This is a genomic window from Streptomyces sp. PH9007, assembly GCF_059813725.1.
The window spans coordinates 257,400-276,589 of sequence record NZ_CM187440.1 but is presented as its reverse complement, the minus strand read 5'-3'; the positions used below and the strand labels follow the sequence as shown (position 1 = coordinate 276,589).

Sequence of the window (19,190 nt, the reverse complement as noted above, 5' to 3'; positions counted from 1 at the left end):
ACGGCGAGATGGCCTACAGGTCGGTGCCCAGGCCCAGCTCGTCGACCGGGACCGGCTGCCCGGTGCGCATGGCCTCATTGGCCGCGATGCCGACGGCGACCGCGCGCACCCCGTCCAGGTAGCCGGCCGGGCGGCGCAGCGGATCCGGGGCGAGCCGCAGGTCGCCGCGGAAGACATCCATGAGCAGGATCGCGTCGCCGCCGCCGTGTCCACCGATGCCGGCCGGGATCGGGACCTCCTCGGCCCGCTCCCAGTGACGCTGGACGATCAGGCGTTCCCCGTCGGGCCGCAGCGCCTCGCCGGCGGTGGGGACCGGGGTCGCCGACGGGTCGAGGACGGCGTCCCCGTCCTCGGGCAGGTCCACGAAGCCGCGCTCGACCACTTCGAGTTCGGCGCGCCCGGCGGTGCCGTTCACGGTGACGCGGTAACCCTCCCAGGGGCTGTGCGCGTTGAGGGAGTAGGTGAGGAGGGCGCCACCACGGTAGTCGACGAGCACGGCCATGTTGTCCTCGATGGTGATGCCCGGCGCGAACGGGTCGAGGTCGCGGCGGTAGCCGTCGTGGTGCTCGGCGTCCAGGTAGAGCCCCTCCAGCCGGGGGTCCGAGCGCAGGTCGAGCGAGAACGGGTCGCCCGGGGCGTCGGTGCCGCGCTCGGGCCGCTCGCCCACGCCGCGTTCACGGGCGTTGACGTCCCCGTAGAAGCGCAGCCCGCCGGAGGCGAAGACGCGGCGGGGGACGTCGTTCAGCCACCAGTTCACGAGATCGAAGTGGTGGCTCGACTTGTGCACGAGCAGGCCGCCGGAGTTCTTCTTCTCCCGGTGCCAGCGGCGGAAGTAGTCCGCTCCGTGCACGGTGTCCAGCGCCCACTCGAAGTGGACGCCGGTGACGGTCCCGATGCGGCCCGAGGCGATCACCTCGCGCAGCGTGGAGTTCCTGGGCGCGTAGCGGTAGTTGAACGTCATCACGACGTCGCGGCCGGTCTCGGCGACAGCTTGGGTGATGCGCCGGCAGCCCTCGGCGTCGGTGGTGAGCGGCTTCTCCACCACGACGTCCGCCCCGGCCCGCAGCGCGCGCTCCACCAGCGCGGCGTGGGTGTGGTCGGGGCTGGTGACGATGACGACGTCCACCTCCTGCTCGGCCACCATCCGTTCGAGCTCGCCGGGCGTGTAGCGGGGGAGGGCCGGGGGCCGCGGGTCGGAGGTCCCCGCGTCGCGCACCTGCGCGTCGTACCAGTCGATGCGGCCGGGGTTCGGGTCGAGCCAGGCGACGATGTGACCGACGTCCGCGTGGTCCCCGGTCAGGGCGGAGACGTACATGCCCGCCCGGTGACCGGTGCCGGCCACGGCGTAGCGCCTGCGCGGCCGGTCGGCCGGCGGGGGCGCGAACTCGGGCACCACACCGGCTGCCGGGGTCGCGCTGCGGCTCGACGCCGGCAGGGGCGCCGTGGGGTTCTGGTCGACGGGGCTGTGGATGCTCATGGGTGCGGTCTCGTCCTTCGGTCTCGGTCGGCGCGGGGGCGCGGCGTGCAGGCACGGGGGCTCTCGCCGTACCGGTCGGGGGTCGGATGCGATGACGAAGTGAACGTTCACCCGGCTCGCCGATCCAGGTCGGTGGTTCCGTGGATCGATGAGAGAAACAGCCTGTTCAGAAGTACTTTCCGGGACGATCCCGAGGTGGTTCGGCACGGAGTGAACGGTCACTCAACCGTAGGTTTGCGCTCTTCCGTGTGTCAAGATGTTCATCCGTGACCGCTCGGAAGGGAACACCATGAGCAGTGAGCCCCCGGAGGGCGGACACGCGGCGCCGCGGCGTCCGACCATGCGGGAGGTCGCGCGATTGGCCGGGGTCTCCCACCAGACGGTCTCCCGCTACTTCAAGGCGGACGGCACCGTCCACGCGGATCTGCGCGCGCGCATCGGCCTCGCCGTCGAACAACTCGACTACCGGCCCAACCTCGTGGCCCGGGCCATGCGCAACCGGCACACCGGGCGCCTGGCGTTCCTGCTTCCCCACGGGACGGCGGTCAGCTCGCTGGAGATGCTCGCCGGCGCCCAGGACGAGGCGCACCGGGCCGGGTACGGGGTGGAGGTCTTCACCCTGGACGGGACGTCCCGGGCCCGGGCCGAACGCGCCCTCGAACTGGCTGACTCGGGCTTCTACGAGGGCCTGCTCGCGCTCACGGCTCTGCCGCTGGACGCCCGCCGGGCCTCCAGCGGCACCCCGATCGTGGTCACCCCGCATTACGACGCGCACATGCGCAGCATCGGTGAACTGGCCGACGCGCAGGCCATGGCCGAGATAGTCACCGGGCTCGCCCGGCAGGGGCACCGCCGCTTCCTGCACCTGGCCGGCGGCTACGAGCACCTGTCCGCGCGGCGCCGCCGCGACGTGTACCTGGAGACGATCGAGCGCCTGGGCCTGACCTCGCACGCCGTCATCGACTGCCACTGGCTCGCCCAGCGGGCCCGTGCGGCCGTGGTCGCGCTCCCGGCGGACAGCGGGGTGACCGCCGTGATCGCCGCCAACGACCTGCTGGCGGCGGGGGCCATCAGCGGGGCGGTCGCCCGTGGCTGGCGGGTGCCGCAGGACCTGAGCGTGACGGGCTGGGACAACAGCCCGGTGGGGGCGGCCATGCCCCCCGCGCTCACCACCGTCTTCGTGGACCACGACGTCATCGGCCGCCGCGTCGCCCGCCAACTGCTCGCGACCCTCAAGGGGGAGACGGCTCCCGAGGAGAACGCGCCGTTCACGGAGGTCATCTGGCGCTCCTCCACCGGACCGGCCCGCTGACCCGTCCGGCCCCGCCTTCGGCCCGGGCGGCGCGCGCCGACTGCCCTCCAGGGGCAGTCGGCGGGTCCCCGGGTGCACGCGGTGTCAGGGGGCCGTTCCCGCCGGAGCGCGGGACCTGGTAGACAGGTCTCGCGAAGGCGGCCCGGAGATGCGTCGCCGACGGCACCTGTCGGTCGGGGAAGCTGCGCGAGGCATGTCCTCTCCTGCGGCGACGTGGGAGCAAGGGGAGCGGCGGAACATGGCGACATGCAGGAAGTGCGGTGCGCGGAAGCGCCGTTGGCCCCGTTCGTGCTCCACCTGCCGCGCCGGGGCGTACCGCGCGGACGCGGCCGTGCTGGGCGCCGACGTGTCGGTCATGGCGGGGCTGTTCGGCTGGATCAGACGGACCGTCACGGCACTGGTACGGCGGATCATCGACTGGACCTGACCGGCGCACCCCACCGGCCGGCCCCGCGCCCGGGGACCCTTCCTCACGAGAGTCCCTCCCCGGACGGTGCGCGAGGCGTCGGGCGCCCGGTGCGGGGCCCGGAGACGACGGCCTTGTTGCGCATGAGGAAGTCGCCCAGGTAGCCCTCGTGCGGCAGATCGCCGTCGCTGTGCACGGTCGGTGTGTCGCGGTACACGTTCGTGATGCTCGGCTCCCGCAGCAGCGCGTCGATCAGCTCCCCGTCCCCGCCGACGACGTTCACCACCAGTGAGTCGCGCAGCGGACCGGTACCATCCGCCGGGGTCCAGGGGGCGACCCACACGCACGGGAAGGGAAGTTCGGCGCCGAACATCCCGCCGCCACCGGGGCCGGAGGCGGCGAACACGGCCGGCCCCAGGACCACGCCCCCCTGCGGATGCGGTGTCGCCACCTCTTCCAGGGGGATCTCCGCGCGCGCCCCGCGCGCACCGCGCCGTACGGACGCGATCAGGGACCGCGCGGTCTCCTCCGCGACCCGTGGCCCCAGGTGCCGCTCCGTGGTCTGCCGCCCGGCGGCCCGTTCGCGCAGGACGCGGGCGAGATCCCGGGCGAACCGGACGTGGTCGCCCTCGACGAGCACCGTCGTGGTGTTCACGCAGGCGGTCCCGGAGAGGGCGGCCACGGAATCCGCCACCGCCTCCAGGGTCTGCGGTGACGGCCGGCCCCCGGTGACGAGTGTCTTGGAGCGGCCGGGTCCGGCGACCTTGACGGCCGGTGAGGCACCGTACGCGGCCTCGACGTCGGCGCCGCCGTAGGCCAGGCCCAGATCGGCGCGGCGCAGCAGGACGGGCACCCCCGCGTGCGTCGAGGGCAGGTACAGCGCGTCGGTGTCCCGGAACCCGGCCGCGCGCAGTGCCGCGATGACCCGGTGGGCGGTGAAGGGTTCCCGGCGCGAGGGCCGGACCGCGACGCGGTATCCCAGGGCCAAAGCCTGCAGCCAGCCGTTCTGGATGGTGGGGGTGTTCCCCGACAGCACCGCGGCCAGCGTCTCACCGCGCCGGGTCCACACGCCGCTTCCGGATCCCGGCTCCCGGGCGGCCTCCCGCCAGGAGCGCACCGATCCCAGCGGCCGGGCCCGGTCGGCGCGGGTTGGCGCCTCCGCGATGGCCTCGGCCACGGCGCGGCTCAGCGCCGCCGTCAGCGGCGCGTTGTGCCCCGAGACCGCGTGGACGAGGGCGCGGTGTTCGGCGAAGGACAGCCCGCCCAGCACATCGCCGAGGAACCGGTCCGCCGCCTCGCGCAGCCGCCGCTCCCGCTCCGGGGCGGGCAGCGGATCGGTGCGTCGCTGGGCGGCCAGGGCCTGGGAGACGAGCAGTTCCGGAGCGAGGGACAGAGTGGCGAGCGGGCGGCCGTCCACGCCGTGCACCGTCTCCCGGGCCCGGGTGCGCAGGGTGCCCCGATGCGTCAGCAGCGGCAGGTCCACCCCGGTCTCCCGCGCGGCGGTGGCCGGCCCGGCGCCGGGGGCCATCAGTACACCCCCTGGATGACGGGTTCCCCGTCGAACGCGGCCAGCGGCCGGGGCGCGCCCAGGGAGTCGCCCACCGCCCCGGGCGGCGGCAGCACCCGGACCGCCGAGTCCCGTTCCAGGTTGTTGGGGATGAACACCCCGCTGCTGAGGTGGCTCATCCGGACCTGGCCGCGCTGTCCGTACGCCACGGGCCGGCGGGTGTCCGGGTCGACGACGGAGAAGGTGACGAAGGGCGGATAGCCGTCGTACACGGCGGCCGGTGGTGGCGCGGCGGCGTCGCGCAGCTTCGCGGTGGTGAGCACCATCGTGCTGCCGTAGATGTTCTGGACGACGGTGTCGGGCAGGGCCGCGGCGATGAGGTCGTAGGTGTCCTCGTCCAGGTGCGCGCCGGCGAGCGCCAGGTACGACAGACCGTGGCGCAGCCGGTCGGCCAGCTCCTCGTGCAGCAGGAGTTCCGACAGGATCGGCGGCGTGGTGGTCAGCGCGGCGATGCGCTGGGTGCGGATGACGTGCCCGAGCTGATCGACGAGATGCGCCAGGTACGGGTCCGGGTCGGCGCCGGAGGAGATCAGCTTCTTCACCCAGCGGGGGTCGAGATCGACGGTGTGCAGCACGGATCCCAGCGCCTTCGCCTGCGCCCGGGTGGTGTGCCCGAAGGCGTGCGGCCCCGACGGCATCGCGACCAGCCACGGCTCACCGGCGGGGAATCCGGCCTCGCGCAGCTCGGCCGTCTTCCACCGCAGGGCCCGCCGCGTCCAGCGTTCGGTGTAGAGGAGGCGTTTGGGGGAGCCGGTGGTGCCGCCGGTCTCGAAGACGGAGGGCGGCGGGTCCTTCGCCAGCCCCGCCGGGAGGAGGTCGCCGGTGTGCCGGTCCCGCAGCGGCCCGGCGATGTCCGGGAAGCGGGCGAGATCCTCGAAGGAGGTGATGTCGCGCAGGGGGTCGAAGCCGAGGCCGCGCGCCAGCTCCAGCCACAGCGGGGAGCCGGTGTCCGCCGAGAAGTGCCAGCGCAGCGCGGCGCGCAGATACTCCTCGGGGTCGATGTCCTCGATGTGCTCGGTGTCTTCCAGGTCGAGCAGGGAACGCGTCATGAGGTCTTCTCCTGTGGCCGGTACATGGGTCTGCGGGAGGCGGGTGCGCGGGTTCCGCGGGCTCATGCGCGCCAGGCGCCCAGGACGCGCGCGGTCTGCTCCGGGTTGAGCCGGGGATCCAGCAGCGAGCGGTAGCGGGCCGCGTCGCGCGGCTCGCGGGAGTTCTCGGCGCACTCGTACACGTCCTCCGGAGTGGCCTCCAGGTGCAGCCCGGCGGGGCGGCGCCCGGCGGCCGTGACGACGGCCTGGAATCCGGTCAGTTCGGCGATGACGTGCTCGACGTGCCGGGTCTTGAAGCCGGTTGCCGCCTGCACGGTGTTGCCGTGCATCGGGTCGCTGATCCACAGCACGTGTTCCCGGTGCCGGTGGACCGCGCGCACGACGGGCTCCAGCGCCTCGATGTTCCGGTGACCCATGCGGGCGATGAAGGTCAGCCGACCGGGTTCGTCGTGGGGGTTCAGGGTGAGGGCCAGTTCGGCCGCCTCCCGCGGGGAGGTGTCCGGTCCGATCTTCACGCTGACCGGGTTGCTCAGGGTGGCGGCGACGGCGATGTGCGCGCCACCGGGGTGCCGGGTGCGGGCCCCGATCCACGGCCAGTGCGTGGTGGCGAGATGGTTGCCCTCCTCCGCGCCCCGCAGGAAGCGCAGTTCGTAGTCGAGCAGGAGCATCTCGTGGCTCGTCCAGATCGGATCCAGGTACGCCGTCGCCCGGTGGTAGTCGGCGATCGCCGCGTACGCGGACCGGGCGGCGGCGTGCGCCTGGGCGACGCGGGCCGGGGAGGGGCGGCGCGCGGCCCGGGTGAGGGCGGGGGAGTTGATGATGGGCCCGCGGTAACTGGGCAGCATCACCCCGTCGATGACCTCGTGCTCCTGCGAACGCGGTTTGGCGTATTGCCCGGCCAGGCGTCCCACGGCGACGATGTCCCGGCCGGTGCGGGTGCGCAGATGGGACCGGAAGTGGGTCAGGAACGCGATCTTGTTGCAGGTGGCGGAGGTGACGTCGGTGTCGATGTCCTCGACGCAGTCGCCCAGTTGCAGGATGAGCCCGCCGCCCGCGTCCAGGTTGCCCAGTTCGTGCCGCAGCCCGTCCACCGCCCGGCGGCTCACCAGATCGTCCTGCGGGAGCGCGCCGAGCACCGCCTCCAGGGCCGCCCGGTCGGGCCACTCGGGCTGCTGGTGGGCGGGCAGCGCGGCGAAGCCGGCCCGGTGTGCGGCCGCGGGCGCGTTCAGCTCGGGCCCGGTGTGTCCCGTCATGACTGGTGTCCTTCGGAAGCGGGGCGGTGTCCGGTACCGGACGGGGGGAGGTCGCGTGCGGCGGTCCACACACACCCGTGGCCGTCACGGCCCGCGGTGAGTTCGTGCCCGGCGTTGAGCCCCTTCGCGGTGATCATGGCCGTCGTGGCGGGCACGCAGTACTCGCACGGCGAGGCCAGCGTGATCGTCACCCCGCGCGCGCGGGCCAGTTCGCGGTAGTCCCAGATGGCGCAGTGCCCGATGCGCAGCACGGCACGGTCCGCCCCGCGCTCCTCCCACTCGGTGGCGGAGCCGTACAGGCCCGCCTGGTGATCGAGCCGTTCCAGCGGTACGGCGGCGTCGTGTTTGGGAGCGGAGTCGACGGCGGCGTAGACCGCGCTGTTCGACGCCGCCCAGGCCGCCAGCTGGCCGTGCCCGAAGTGGGCCACGACGAACTGCTCCATGAGCGCCTGGCCCCGGAAGAACGCGGCCTTCCACTCCTGCTCCCCGTTGCCCGGCGGGAGCGACTCGAAGATGGCGTGCTTGACCTTCAGCAGGTTCTGCAACTGGGCCCCGCCCCGGGTTTCGACGACGAACCGGGTCAGGCCCGCCTCCGCCTCGAAGAGGCGGCGTTTCCACAAGGCGGTGCGGGAGCCGGCGCCGCTGGGCACCGCCTCCGTCTCCGTGATGACGCCGCGGGCCGGCGTTTTCTCGTTCTCGGTCATGCGTGGTTCCCTGTCCTGCTCGATGGGACGGCGGGCGGTGGCGCATTTCCTGTGGGCGATGGACGGGCGGGATCGGGATCACAGAACGGCGCCGTTGCCGATCAGCCGGGGGACGACGCGCTCGCACAGCGCGTCGAAGTCGTTGCCGAGGATGGTCTGGAAGCCGTCGACGCCGCCCTCCTCGTACCAGCGGCGCATGTCGTCCCCGACCCGCTCGGGGGTGCCGGAGAACCGCGCGTGCTCGCTCAGCGCCAGCACCTCGGCCGCGAACTCCCCGACGCTGCGGCCGGGCGTGCGGGCGAGATCCCACAGCGGGAGATAGCGCGAGCCGAACTCCGCGAACACCTCGTCCGGATCGGGCGACAGCGCCCCGGGCGGGAGCGGATCCGCCGGGCTCGCCCCGTCCAGCCGCAGCCCGGGATACCGGTTCCGCAGCGTGTCCACGGCCGCCGGGCCGAGGGGCCCGTGGGCGGTGCGCCGCTGCTCCGCGAGCCGGCCGGCCTCCTCGTGGCCGCCGTGAAGGTGCAGATAGCTGCCCGGGAGCAGGGCCACGCTGTCCGCCGGCCGCCCGGCCGCGACCACCTCCCGCCGCAGGATGCGCCGCAGCGCCTTCGCCGCGCCCAGGGTGGGCGTGCCCGCGAAGACCGCGTCGGCGGTGGCGGCGGCCAGCCGCAGACCGGCGAGCGAGGAGGTGGCCTGGAGGGTGAAGGGGAACGCCGCCGAGTACGGGCCCATGTCCAGCGGCCCCGACTGCGTGTAGAAGGCGCCCTGGTGCTCGACCTCCGTGATCAGGTCCTCGCGCACGAAACGGTCGCCCGCCGGGTCCGGGAGGTTCGCGGCGGGCGGCCAGCTCGACCACAGCCGCCGGGCGAGCCCCACGAACTCCTCGGTCTGCGCGTGCCGTTGCCCGGAGGACACGTCACGCCGCATGCCGATCGCGGTGCCCGGCCGGAAGGAGGAGACGACGTTCACCCACGCCCGCCCGCGCGATATCCGGTCCAGGCTGGCCAGGCTCCGGGCGAAGCCGAAGGGATGGGTGTGCAGCGTGGAGACGGTCGGCATGACCGCGATGCGGGTGGTCGCGGTGGCGATGAGGGCGGCGAGCTGGAACGGCTCGAAGACGGTCAGCGGCGGCCCCGCGCGGAGCCCGGCGCGGTTCACCCCGGAGAAGTCGGCCTGGAAGAACGCGTGGAACCCGGCGGCCTCGGCCTGTTGCGCCGCCCGCAGGAAGGTCTCCGCCCGGAACGGGGAATCGGCGCGTCCTCGGGTGGTGCGCCAGTCGTGGCTGGCGGGCAGGTACTGCGCGTTCAGCAGGACCGTCGGCGTGCCGGGCGCCGGGCGGCCGGCACCGTCCGGTGCCGGGGCGGGAGGGGGCGGGGTGGTCATGGTGTCCTTCCATGGATGAGCACGTCACTGCTGTCGCTGCCGCAGGCCGGGCGGGGGTGCGGGACGGGACGGTGCGCCCCGCCCCGCACCCCGTGGCGCGGCCGGGAGGTCAGCCCTTGCCGACCCGGTACAGGAGCGGCTCCCACGCGTTGACGGGGAACGTCAGCCCCCGCACGTCCGTGCGCGCCAGCAGCACCTGCGAGGAGTCGAACAACGGGATGCCGTAGCCCTGCCCGATGATCTCCGTCACCGCCTCGTCGACCAGGCGGTGACGCTCGGCCTCGTCCACGGTCGCCGCCTGCTCCGCGAGCAGCCCGTCCACCCCGGGCCGGGGCGCCTGCCCCTGCCAGGCCGTGAACTCCGTGGAGTAGAACGCGGCGATCCCGTCGGCGTCCCCCCGGCTCGCGCCCTGGTAGACAGCCAGCTGCCAGTCGGTGGACGTCCGCAGATCCGCCTGCTCGGCCTGCGACACCTGGTGCAGGCGCACCGCGACGCCGATCTCCGCCAGCTGGGTCCGCAGGTACTCCCAGCCGGAGGACACCGTCCCGATGTCCGAGCCCACGAACGTCAGCGACACCTCCAGCCGCTGCCCCTCCCTGACCCGGATACCGTCCGCGCCGACCTCCCACCCGGCCTCGTCGAGCAGCGAGCGGGCGGCCTCCGCGTCGTGGCGCAGCAGCTCCGTGCGGTCCGTGTAGAAGCGATGGCCGCGCGAGACCACGTCGGTCGCCGGCTCCACGCCCTCCCCGTAGAACGTCTCCACCAGCTCCGCCCGGTCGATGCCGCGCTGGATCGCCCGCCGCACGGCCGGATCGGCCAGCACCGGATCGCCGGTGTTCACCACCAGGGTGTTGACCACACTGCGGTCCGGCGCGAGCACCGTCTCCACGTCCTCGCGGCCCTGCGCCTGGGCCAGCCCGGCGTCGGTGATCGAGTACGCGAGGTCGTACTCGCCCGCCAGCACCCCGGCCGCGCGCACGCTCTCCTCGGGCACGATCCGGATCGTCACCCGCTCCAGCGCCGCCTCGCCGCCGCCCCCGAACCCGTCGGGTGCCCAGGCGTAGCCGTCCCGCCGTACGTACTCCACCCGCTCGTCCTGGACCGCCTCCTCCAGGACGAACGGACCCGAACCCACCGTTCCCCCCGCGCACCGCTGCTCGGGGGTCCGCGCCAGCGACTCGGGGGCGATGATCCCGAACTGGCCCTCGGTGTTGGCCTGGAGGAACCCCGCGTTGGGCTCGGTGAACTCCACCCGCACCGTGCGCGCGTCCAGGGCCCGGGCCCCTTCGTAGCCGCTCAGATAGGCCCCCGCCGTGGCGGACACCCCCTGCCCGGCCAGCTCCCACAGCGTCTCGAAGTTGTCCGCGACCACCTGCGCCGTCAACTCCTCGCCGTTGCTGAAGGTCACCCCGTCACGGATCGTGAACTCGTAGGCCCGGCCGTCCTCCAGGGTCTGCCAGGACTCGGCCAGGTACGGCTCCAGCTCCCCGGTCGTCGGGTTCTCGCTCAGCAGGGTGTCCAGCACCTGCCGGCCGAACAGGGCGAAGGGGTTGGACTGCGCGTAGTCGAAGCACGTCGGGTACCAGCCGTACGCCACCCGCAGATGCTCCGGGGCTCCGCCGCCGCCCGTGGTGGCGCCGGCGCCGCAGCCGGTCAGCGCGAGTATCGCGGCCGCGGAAACGGCGGCCGGGCCTGTCCGGAGTGCGCGGGTCATGATGACGACATCCCATCGTGAGGTGAGGTGGCAAGAGGAAGACGGACGGTGGGCACCGCGTCCAGCAGGGCCCGGGTGTACGCACTGGCCGGGGCGGAGAACACCGTCCGCGCCGGCCCGCGTTCCTCGACCCGGCCGCGGCGCAGGACGAGGACCTCGTCGGCCACCGCCCGCACCACCCCCAGATCGTGCGAGACCAGCAGGTAGGCGATGCCCCACCGCTCCTGGAGGGAGCCCAGCAGTTCCAACAGGGCGAGCTGTACGGCTTGGTCCAGCGCCGAGACCGGTTCGTCCAGGACCACGACGTCCGGCTCCGGGGCCAGCGCCCGGGCGATCGCCACCCGCTGCGCCTGCCCGCCGGAGAGCTCCGAGGGCCGGCGCTCGGCGAAGGCCGGCGGCAGACCGACCTGTTCCAGCAGTTCGCGGGCCCGCTGCGCACGCCACCGCGCCCCGCCGACGCGGTGCGCCTCCAGCGGCTCGGCGATGACCCGGCCGACCGGCAGGGAAGGGTTCAGGCTGCGCGCCGGGTTCTGGTACACGAGCTGGACCCGGCGGGCGAAGTCCTTGCGGGCCGTACGGCCTTGGCCCACCGGTGCGCCGTCCAGCAGGACGGCACCGCCGTCCGGCCGGTCGAGGCCGGTGAGCAGCCGCAGCAGGGTGGACTTTCCCGCCCCGGACTCGCCGACCACGGCCAGGGTCTCGCCCCGGCGCAGGGTCAGGCTCACCTCCCGCACCGCCTCGACGCGTTCCGCGCCCCGGCCCCCGCCGAAGGACTTGCGCAGGCCGCGCGCCTCCAGGACGACCTGCGCCGCCGGACCGGCCGGCGGGTCGAGGACCGCGCCCCGGACCCGGGCCCGGCCCGGTACGGACGTCAGCAGCCGGCGCGTGTACGGGTCGTCGGGATCGCCGATCACCTTGTCCACCGGCCCGGACTCGACCACCCGGCCCGCCCGCATCACGATCAGCTCGTCCGCGCGCCGCGACGCCACCGCGATGTCATGGGTGACCATCAGCAGCGACAGGTCCCGCTCCGCCCGTACCTCGTCGAACAGGTCCAGCACCCGCCGCTGCACCGTCACATCCAGATCGGAGGTCGGCTCGTCGGCCAGCAGCAGCCGTGGCCCGCCCACCAGGGCCAGCGCGATGAGGACGCGCTGCGACAGGCCGCCGGACAGCTCGTGCGGGTACTGGCGCAGCCGCTCCGCGGGCCGGTCCACGCCCACCGCTTCCAGCGCGGCGACCGCCCGCCGCCGGCTCTCCTGCCGGTCCCGCAGCCCCAGGAAGTGCCGGTGCAGCTCGGCGAAGTGGGACCCGATCCGTACCAGTGGGTCCAGCGAGCGGGCCGGATCCTGCGGCACCAGGCCCACCGACCGGCCGCGCAGGCGCCGCGGATCGTGGATCCGGCGCGCCGGGCCTTCGCCGTCGCGGAACTCCAGCAGCCGGTAGCCGGCCCGCGCGGTGCGCGGCGTCAGCCCCAGCAGCGCGTGCAGCGTCGTGGACTTGCCCGAGCCGGACTCACCCACGATGGCCACCGTCCTGCCGGCCGGCACCGTCAGCGAGAGGTCCTCGACCGCCGCCGCCCCGGTCCCGTCCTTGCCGGGATACCTGACGGTGAGTCCCTCCAGCCGCAGCACCGGGCCCCGGTCCGCCCCCGTGTTCCGTACGCCGCTCATGCCGGTCCTCCTTCGCGGGCGCCCAGGGACCGCCCGAGCCGGTGCAGGGCCAGCACCACGGCGGCGAGAACCGCCCCGGGCAGCGCGGTCAGCCACCAGGACGTCACGAAGTAGGTCCGGCCCGCGGCGATGAGGTTGCCCCACTCCGGATCCGGCGGCTGCGCGCCGTAGCCCAGGAAACTGAGGGCGGACACGGACAGGATCATGGTCGCCAGCTCCAGCGCGCCCATCGCGACGATGGGGCCCCGCGCGTGGGGCAGGACGTGCCGCAGCAGAATGCGGCGCCGGGACAGGCCGTAGCCCGCCGCCGCCTCCACGAAGGTCTGCGAGCTGACCCGCAGGACCTCGGCGCGGGTGACGCGGGCCAGCGCGGGGACCGACGCGATGCCCACGGCCACCGCGAGGTTCAGCTGCCCGGTGCCCAGCCCGGAGACGATCAGCAGCGAGATCAGCAGGGACGGCAGGGCCAGCAGGACATCGACCACGGCCATCAGCACCCGGTCCACCGCACCGCCCAGATAGCCGGCCGACAGGCCGATCAGCACGCCGAGGCCGGCCGCGAAGGCCAGCGCCCCCAGCGCGGTGGACAGACTGGCCCGCGCGCCGTGGACGACCCGGCTGAACAGGTCACGGCCGAGTTCGTCCGTTCCGAACGGATGTCCGGCCGACGGCGGAGCCAGCCGCTCGGCGATGTTCTCCGCCAGGGGGTCCTGGGGCGCCAGGGCCCCGGGCAGCAGCACGGCGGCCACGGCGAGCACGAGGACGGCGAGCGCCGCCCACGGAACGGCGGCCGCGCGCCGCGCGCGCGGCGGGGCGACGGTCGTCATGGTCATGTGCGCGCTCCGGTGACTCGGCGCAGCCTCGGATCGAGGAGCGGGTACAGCAGGTCGATGACGAGATTGAGCGCGGCGAACACCAGGGCGGCCAGCACCGCGATCGCCAGGACTACCGGCGCGTCCTGTGTCTGGACGGAGGAGGCCAGCAGCCGTCCCAGCCCGGCCCGCGCGAAGACGGTCTCCGTGATCACCGTGCCGATCAGCACCCCGCCCACCGTCAGCCCCGCCAGCGTGAGGAAGGGCAGCAGCGCGTTGCGCGCCACGTGGGCGAGGTACACCCGCCGCCAGGGAAGCCCCCGGGCCTCCAGCAGCCGGACGAACCCGGCCTGCTGTACATCGTCCAGACTCCGCACCAGGACGGCCGTCAGTGACGCCGACACCGGCAGGGCCAGCGCGACGGCGGGCAGCACCAGGGCCGACAGACCGCTCCCGCCCGCCGAGGGCACCCAGCCCAGGGTGAAGGAGAAGATCTGCAACAGCAGCAGCCCGAGCCAGAACGCCGGAATCGCCGCGATCAGCGCCGGCGCGTTCACCAGGAAGCGGTGCACCGCGCTGCCGCGCCGCCACGAGGTCACCAGCGCGAGGCCGAGGGAGAAGGGCAGCGCGAGGGCGAGCGCCCCGGCGGCGAGCCCGATCGTGTTCGGCGCCACGGCGGCGAGGATCTCCGGCACCGGCCTGCCGGACTGGAAGGAGGTGCCCAGGTCACCGCCGAGGAACTGCCCCAGCGTGCTGAGGTACCGGGTCAGCAGCGGTTCGTCCAGCCCGTACTGCTCGCGCAGCGCGGCGATCTGCTCCGGGGTGCCGCCGCCCGCGCCCGAGGAGCGGCGGTCGAGCATCAGGGCGACCGGGTCGCTGGGCAGGGCGTACAGGAGGAAGAAGGCCAGCGTGTACACGGACAGCACCACGACGGCGAAGTAGCCGCAGCGGCGCAGCACATGGACGGCCACCCGCCGGGAGGCGGAGCCCGCCGCGGGGCCCGTCACGGCGTGCGGTCCGGGGTGCGGCCCGGCGCGCGGTCACCGGGCGGCAGCACGGGGCCGCCGGCCGGACGTCCGGTCGGGGCGGGTGCCGTACGGCCGCGGGGGCAGGGACGGCGGTGATCACAGGTGTGGTGACGGGTACGAGGGGCGGACACGGGACGCTCCGGAAGTGATGCGGGGCAGGCGGAAGGCAGGACGGTACCGAGGGGCCGAAGCCCCGCCGGTGTCGGTCACAGGGCCAGCTGCGGGGTGTACTGCCGCAGCCAGGAGGCGAAGTTGAGGATGACCTCGCCCTCGAAGTTGCTGACGAGGCCGTGGGCGCGCGCCGCGTCGCCGAGGCGGCGGGCGTCGAGCACCTGGGGGGCGAAGATCTCGCGCAGCCCGTCGGGCGGGTCGGCGAGGACGGCGCTGAGGTGTTCCTGGAGCAGGCGCGCGTATGCGGGATCCGGCGAGGTCGGGTAGGGGGACTTCTTGCGGTCCACCACGCTCGCGGGCAACAGGTCGCGGACCGCGTCCCGCAGCACGCCCTTCTCGCGCCCACCGGCGTTGTGGATGTGCTGCGAGAGCGTGACGACGTGCTCGACGATCCGGTGGTCGCAGAACGGAACCCGCACCTCCAGGCCGGCGGCCATGCTCAGCCGGTCCTTGCGGTCCAGCAGGGTGGGCAGGAAGTGGGTGACCGCGAGGGAGAGGATCTCGCGGTGCCGCCGCTCCGCCGCGCTCAGCGCGGGATCGTGGGTCAGCCCTTCGAGCGCGCTGCTGTACGCGTCACGCAGCTGGCCGGTGATGTCCAGCCGTTCCACGAGCGCGGGGTCGATCGTGCTGAGGACGCGCTGCTGGAGGTAGCCGTGGGCGGGGCTGTCGGCGATCCAGGGAAACGTTTCTGCCCAGACGGCGGTGGGGTCCTGGAACCACAGGTAGCCGCCGAGGATCTCGTCGGCGGCCTCTCCCGACAGGGCGACGGTGGCGTGCTCGCGCACCGCGCGGCACAGCAGCAGCAGGCTCATGTCCAGATCGCCGAAGCCGTTGGGCAGGTCCCGGGCGCGCACGGTGGCGTCGCGGACGGAACGATCGGCCAGCAGCGCGCTGTCCAGGACGATGTTGGAGTGGTCGGCGCCGATGAAGTCCGCCGCTTCCCGCGCGCACCGGCGGTCCAGCGCGGAACGCGAGTCACCGCGGCCCGTGGCGTCGGTGAAGTCCACGGAGAACGAGCGGATGCCGTCCCGCTGCGGCAGCGCACCGGCGATCGCGGTGACGGCGGAGGAGTCGAGACCGCCCGACAGGAACGTGCCCAGCGGCACGTCGGCGACGGTCTGCCGGGCGACCGTGTCGTGCAGCAGCGACCGTAACTCCTCCACGGCGTCGTCCAGGTCCTGCGTCCCGGCCCGCCGGCTGAGGACGTCCTTGACATCCCAGTACCGCGTCGTGCGCACCCCGCGCCGGGAGAACTCCAGCACCTGACCGGGCAGCACCTCACGGACGCCGCGATAGGGGCTGGTGCCGGGGAACTTCAGCAGCGGCACGAGCAACTGCCGCAGCCCGTCCTCGTCGACGGCGGTGTCCACGTCCGGATGGGCGAGGACCGACTTGGCCTCCGAGCCGAAGATCAGGCGCTCGCCCCGGTGGTGGTAGTGCAGCGGCTTCACCCCGAGGTGATCGCGCACGAGCCACAGCGTCTGCGCCCTCTCGTCCCACACCGCGAACGCGAAGATCCCGTTGAACCGTTCGACGGCGCCCACGCCCCACTCGGCCCAGGCCGTCAGGACCACCTCGGTGTCGCTGGACGTCCGGAAGCGGTGGCCGCGCACGGCCAACTCACGGCGCAGCTCGGCGTAGTTGTACAGCTCACCGTTGTAGGAGAGCACCAGCCGCTCCCCGGACGCGGACGGGGAATCCGTCGCAGCGGGCAGTACCATCGGCTGCGCGCCGTTCTCGATGTCGATGACGGATAATCTGCGGTGCGCGATCACCGCGTATCGGGAAAGCCACGTTCCCGATCCGTCCGGGCCGCGATGAACGTGTTCGTTGTTCATTTTCTCCGCGACCGCCGGGGCATCGGGGCCGAGCCCCGCATAATCAATCCAACCGGTAATTCCGCACACGGCCAACCCTCCGCATTTCTCGTACTGGCCTCGAAATGGTGGATCCCGAGCCGCCGGATCAATGAGGCGGCGTCATCACGTGCTGCTCAGCGGGGACATCGCCCGCCGGTCGCCGGAACGCCCGCGGGTGCGATCACGCGGACAGCGGCGAGGGCGGTGCGGGAGACTGCGGTCATCGTGACTCCGAACGCGACGGTCACCGGCGTACGCGCACGGTGGACCGGCAGGGTCGAGGGCTGAACCGGACGGAAGAGGGGTTCAGGCCTGACAACAACAGCAGGAGGCCACGCCACAGGGAACGCCGGGAAGGGCGACGAGGGTGCGGGCCGAAGGAGTCACGCGGAGCATCCTGCCGGACCGCGCGCGCCCACCGCAAGAAGTTCCGGTGATCCTCTCAGCATCCGAGACGACCGCGGCGGCCGGCTCACACGGGCAGCTCGTCCAGCGCCCGGTCCCGGGTGAACGCGTCCCGCAGGAGCCCGCAGAGCGCGGCCAGTTGGGGCGTGGCACGGTCCGTCCGCCAGATCAGGCCCATCTGTGACCGTTCCCGCAGACCGTCGATCCCGAGGTAGCGCACGTCCCGGCGGGTGGCCCGTTCGGCCAGCGGCCGGCAGACCAGCATGGCGTGTTCCCCGGCGGACACCAGGGCCAGACCCTCCTGCACGGTGCTGATCCCGGTGGAGGAACGCACGGGCCTGCCCCGGGGGGTGCGGCGCGGCACCCGCGCCACCCGCCAGTAGTCGGGGGCGTCCCCGAAGGGGTGCAGGACGTCCAGCCCCGCGAGGTCCTCCACGTGGACCCGGCCGGCGCCGGCGAGCGGATGCGAGGAGGCGAGCGCCAGCAGCCGCTCCTGCGGAGGGAAACGGAAGCCGACGGTCAGCGCCGCCTCGCGCACGGGGAGTTCGACCACCGCGGCGTCCAGCCGCCCGTCCAGCACGGCGGAGAAGGGCGATCCCAGCGGGATCTCGCTCAACACCATGGCGACCTCCTCGCGGGCCCGCAACTGCCGGAACGCCTCGGTGACCTCCTCGTAGACGCTGCCGTGGAAGCCGACGCGCAACTGGCGCAGCGCGCCGCGCCGGGCCCGCTGCTGCGCGTGCACGACCACCGTGGCCAGGGCCGCGTACGCCGGGCGTACCTCCTCGACGAACTGTGCCCCGAAACGGCTCAGCTGCACGCGCCGGCTGGTACGGTCCACCAGCCGCACCCCGACCCGCCGTTCGAGGGATGCGATGAGCTGGCTGACCCGGCTCTGCGAACAGCCGAGACGCTCGGCGGTCCGGCCGAAGTGCAGCTCCTCGGCGAGAGCGAGCAGGCACTCGATCTCCTGCACATGGACCTGATGCATCCCGTTCCGCCTCTCCACGGCCGATCGATCAGCGTAACTGATCGATCGTTGAGAACTTCGCCGTTGTTCCCGTCACCCCGCGCTGGTTGGCTCAGACGCATGGGTTCGTATGCGCCGGTCACCGACTCCGGCACCGATCTTCGCCGCACCACGCCGAGGCAGTGGGCGGCGATCGCCGTGCTCTCGCTGAGCACCTTCGTGGTCGTGACCTCCGAGATGCTCCCCGTCGGCGTGCTGACCCCGATGGCCGAGGGCCTGGGCATCAGCACCGGCAGCACGGGGCTGAGCCTGACGATCACCGGTCTGGTCACCGCCGTCACCGCCCCGGCGGTGCCGCGCCTGCTCGGCACGCTCGACCGGCGCCTGGTCCTGGCCGTCGCCATGCTGGTCCTGGCGGCGGGCAACGCCCTGACCGCGGTGGCGAACGGCTTCGGCCCGCTCCTCGTGTCGCGGATCATCCTCGGCATCGGGATGGGCACCGTGTGGGGCCTGGCGGCGGCCGTCGCCCCGCGCCTGGTCGCGCCCCGCGACGCCGCGCTCGCGGTGTCCTTCGCCGTCAGCGGCGTCGCCGCCGCCTCCGTGGCCGGGGTGCCGCTGGGCACGTTCATCGGCAACGCCTTCGGCTGGCGCGCCGCGTTCACCGCCCTGTCCGTCGCCGCCGTGCTCCTCGCCGCGGTGCTGCTGCCGGTCCTGCCCCGGCTGCCCCGCGTCACGGCACCCGCGGGCGGCGACCCGCACACCGACCGCCGGCCGCTGCTGCGCATCCCCGCGGTGGCCGTCGGCCTGGCGCTGATCACGGTCCTGGTCACCGCGCACTTCGCCGCCTACACGTACGTGCGTCCCGTCCTGGAGGACCGCACCGGCCTGACCCCCGGAGCCATCGCCGGACTCCTGCTGCTCTACGGCGTCTTCGGGCTGATCGGCAACTTCGTCACCGGAGCCCTCGCGGCGCGCCGGGCCCGCCTCACGGTGACAGCGCTGGCCAGCGGCATCGGCGTCTCGCTCGTGCTGCTGGCGCTCTTCGGCGCGCTCGCCGGCGTCACCGCGGTGAGCATCGCGCTGTGGGGCCTGACCTACGGCGGACTGTCGGTGGCCGGGCAGATCTGGATGACCCAGCTGGCCCCGCACCGCGCCGAGCACATCACCGGGCTCTACGTCGGCGTCTTCACGGCGGCCATCGCGCTGGGCGCCTTCATCGGCGGCACCCTGGTGGAGGCCGGCGGGGTCACGCTCGTGCTGTGGTCCGCGGCGATCCTGTCCCTGCTGGCCGTGGTGATCGGCCTGAGCGGGCGCACCCCGGGCGGCGGCGGGCCCGGCGGGCGGCGCGAGAGCGCGGCACCCCGGGCCGAGGCGGTGCGCACCTGAACCCTGACGGCGACCTGC

Annotated in this window: 15 protein-coding genes; 3 read left to right on the top strand and 12 right to left on the bottom strand. The window is 73.7% G+C overall.

All coding sequences use genetic code 11. The features are described 5' to 3' along the window. Positions 1 to 13 precede the first annotated feature (13 nt). Entirely contained in the window at positions 14 to 1,477 is a 1,464-nt protein-coding gene (locus ACTFAP_RS01210; protein WP_495683159.1) for a Gfo/Idh/MocA family oxidoreductase, read from the bottom strand. A 289-nt stretch (positions 1,478 to 1,766) separates the two neighbouring features. Here ACTFAP_RS01210 and ACTFAP_RS01205 point away from each other — a divergent pair, with 289 nt between their 5' ends. Next, on the top strand, positions 1,767 to 2,789 hold the full coding sequence (locus ACTFAP_RS01205; RefSeq protein ID WP_495683158.1) for a substrate-binding domain-containing protein: 1,023 nt from the start codon (positions 1,767 to 1,769) through the stop codon (positions 2,787 to 2,789). 238 nt (positions 2,790 to 3,027) lie between these two features. Beyond that, entirely contained in the window at positions 3,028 to 3,216 is a 189-nt protein-coding gene (locus ACTFAP_RS01200) for a hypothetical protein (protein WP_495683157.1), read from the top strand. 43 nt (positions 3,217 to 3,259) lie between these two features. On the opposite strand, the gene ACTFAP_RS01195 is transcribed toward ACTFAP_RS01200, so the two are convergent. The 11 genes from ACTFAP_RS01195 to ACTFAP_RS01145 all read right to left on the bottom strand — a co-directional run bounded on the left by ACTFAP_RS01195 (position 3,260) and on the right by ACTFAP_RS01145 (position 17,807). After that, a complete protein-coding gene (locus ACTFAP_RS01195; protein ID WP_500467995.1) occupies positions 3,260 to 4,723 on the bottom strand; it encodes an aldehyde dehydrogenase family protein in 1,464 nt (487 codons plus the stop codon). Then, positions 4,723 to 5,811, bottom strand: coding sequence for an AMP-binding protein (locus ACTFAP_RS01190; protein ID WP_500467994.1), 1,089 nt, complete (start codon positions 5,809 to 5,811; stop codon positions 4,723 to 4,725). The genes ACTFAP_RS01195 and ACTFAP_RS01190 overlap by 1 nt, the downstream gene beginning before the upstream one ends. 62 nt (positions 5,812 to 5,873) lie before the next feature. Beyond that, complete coding sequence (locus ACTFAP_RS01185) at positions 5,874 to 7,064, bottom strand: 3-deoxy-7-phosphoheptulonate synthase (protein ID WP_495683154.1); 1,191 nt, start codon at positions 7,062 to 7,064, stop codon at positions 5,874 to 5,876. After that, positions 7,061 to 7,768: a hypothetical protein gene (locus tag ACTFAP_RS01180; RefSeq protein ID WP_495683153.1), complete on the bottom strand. Its 708-nt coding sequence runs from the start codon at positions 7,766 to 7,768 to the stop codon at positions 7,061 to 7,063. Before ACTFAP_RS01180 ends, ACTFAP_RS01185 begins: the two co-directional genes overlap by 4 nt. A gap of 78 nt (positions 7,769 to 7,846) precedes the next feature. Further along, positions 7,847 to 9,154 (bottom strand): LLM class flavin-dependent oxidoreductase, encoded by a 1,308-nt coding sequence (locus tag ACTFAP_RS01175; protein WP_495683152.1) that lies wholly within the window; start codon positions 9,152 to 9,154, stop codon positions 7,847 to 7,849. A 109-nt stretch (positions 9,155 to 9,263) separates the two neighbouring features. Continuing rightward, complete coding sequence (locus ACTFAP_RS01170) at positions 9,264 to 10,868, bottom strand: ABC transporter substrate-binding protein (protein ID WP_500467993.1); 1,605 nt, start codon at positions 10,866 to 10,868, stop codon at positions 9,264 to 9,266. Next, entirely contained in the window at positions 10,865 to 12,541 is a 1,677-nt protein-coding gene (locus tag ACTFAP_RS01165; protein WP_500467992.1) for an ABC transporter ATP-binding protein, read from the bottom strand. The genes ACTFAP_RS01170 and ACTFAP_RS01165 overlap by 4 nt, the downstream gene beginning before the upstream one ends. Beyond that, complete coding sequence (locus ACTFAP_RS01160; protein WP_500467991.1) at positions 12,538 to 13,374, bottom strand: ABC transporter permease; 837 nt, start codon at positions 13,372 to 13,374, stop codon at positions 12,538 to 12,540. The genes ACTFAP_RS01165 and ACTFAP_RS01160 overlap by 4 nt, the downstream gene beginning before the upstream one ends. Continuing rightward, complete coding sequence (locus tag ACTFAP_RS01155; RefSeq protein ID WP_495683148.1) at positions 13,371 to 14,360, bottom strand: ABC transporter permease subunit; 990 nt, start codon at positions 14,358 to 14,360, stop codon at positions 13,371 to 13,373. Before ACTFAP_RS01155 ends, ACTFAP_RS01160 begins: the two co-directional genes overlap by 4 nt. Positions 14,361 to 14,587: 227 nt before the next feature. Then, a complete protein-coding gene (gene asnB, locus ACTFAP_RS01150) occupies positions 14,588 to 16,459 on the bottom strand; it encodes an asparagine synthase (glutamine-hydrolyzing) (protein ID WP_500467990.1) in 1,872 nt (623 codons plus the stop codon). A gap of 424 nt (positions 16,460 to 16,883) precedes the next feature. Then, positions 16,884 to 17,807: a LysR family transcriptional regulator gene (locus tag ACTFAP_RS01145; protein WP_451749284.1), complete on the bottom strand. Its 924-nt coding sequence runs from the start codon at positions 17,805 to 17,807 to the stop codon at positions 16,884 to 16,886. A gap of 99 nt (positions 17,808 to 17,906) precedes the next feature. Here ACTFAP_RS01145 and ACTFAP_RS01140 point away from each other — a divergent pair, with 99 nt between their 5' ends. Further along, complete coding sequence (locus ACTFAP_RS01140; protein ID WP_500467989.1) at positions 17,907 to 19,172, top strand: MFS transporter; 1,266 nt, start codon at positions 17,907 to 17,909, stop codon at positions 19,170 to 19,172. Positions 19,173 to 19,190: the final 18 nt, after the last annotated feature.

Excerpts from the sequence above, each read along its gene's own strand:
- ACTFAP_RS01210 (WP_495683159.1), bottom strand. The coding sequence starts at position 1,477 with ATGAGCATCCACAGCCCCGTCGACCAGAACCCCACGGCGCCCCTGCCG.
- ACTFAP_RS01205 (WP_495683158.1), top strand. The coding sequence starts at position 1,767 with ATGAGCAGTGAGCCCCCGGAGGGCGGACACGCGGCGCCGCGGCGTCCG.
- ACTFAP_RS01200 (WP_495683157.1), top strand. The coding sequence starts at position 3,028 with ATGGCGACATGCAGGAAGTGCGGTGCGCGGAAGCGCCGTTGGCCCCGT.
- ACTFAP_RS01195 (WP_500467995.1), bottom strand. The coding sequence starts at position 4,723 with ATGGCCCCCGGCGCCGGGCCGGCCACCGCCGCGCGGGAGACCGGGGTG.
- ACTFAP_RS01190 (WP_500467994.1), bottom strand. The coding sequence starts at position 5,811 with ATGACGCGTTCCCTGCTCGACCTGGAAGACACCGAGCACATCGAGGAC.
- ACTFAP_RS01185 (WP_495683154.1), bottom strand. The coding sequence starts at position 7,064 with ATGACGGGACACACCGGGCCCGAGCTGAACGCGCCCGCGGCCGCACAC.
- ACTFAP_RS01180 (WP_495683153.1), bottom strand. The coding sequence starts at position 7,768 with ATGACCGAGAACGAGAAAACGCCGGCCCGCGGCGTCATCACGGAGACG.
- ACTFAP_RS01175 (WP_495683152.1), bottom strand. The coding sequence starts at position 9,154 with ATGACCACCCCGCCCCCTCCCGCCCCGGCACCGGACGGTGCCGGCCGC.
- ACTFAP_RS01170 (WP_500467993.1), bottom strand. The coding sequence starts at position 10,868 with ATGACCCGCGCACTCCGGACAGGCCCGGCCGCCGTTTCCGCGGCCGCG.
- ACTFAP_RS01165 (WP_500467992.1), bottom strand. The coding sequence starts at position 12,541 with ATGAGCGGCGTACGGAACACGGGGGCGGACCGGGGCCCGGTGCTGCGG.
- ACTFAP_RS01160 (WP_500467991.1), bottom strand. The coding sequence starts at position 13,374 with ATGACCATGACGACCGTCGCCCCGCCGCGCGCGCGGCGCGCGGCCGCC.
- ACTFAP_RS01145 (WP_451749284.1), bottom strand. The coding sequence starts at position 17,807 with ATGCATCAGGTCCATGTGCAGGAGATCGAGTGCCTGCTCGCTCTCGCC.
- ACTFAP_RS01140 (WP_500467989.1), top strand. The coding sequence starts at position 17,907 with ATGGGTTCGTATGCGCCGGTCACCGACTCCGGCACCGATCTTCGCCGC.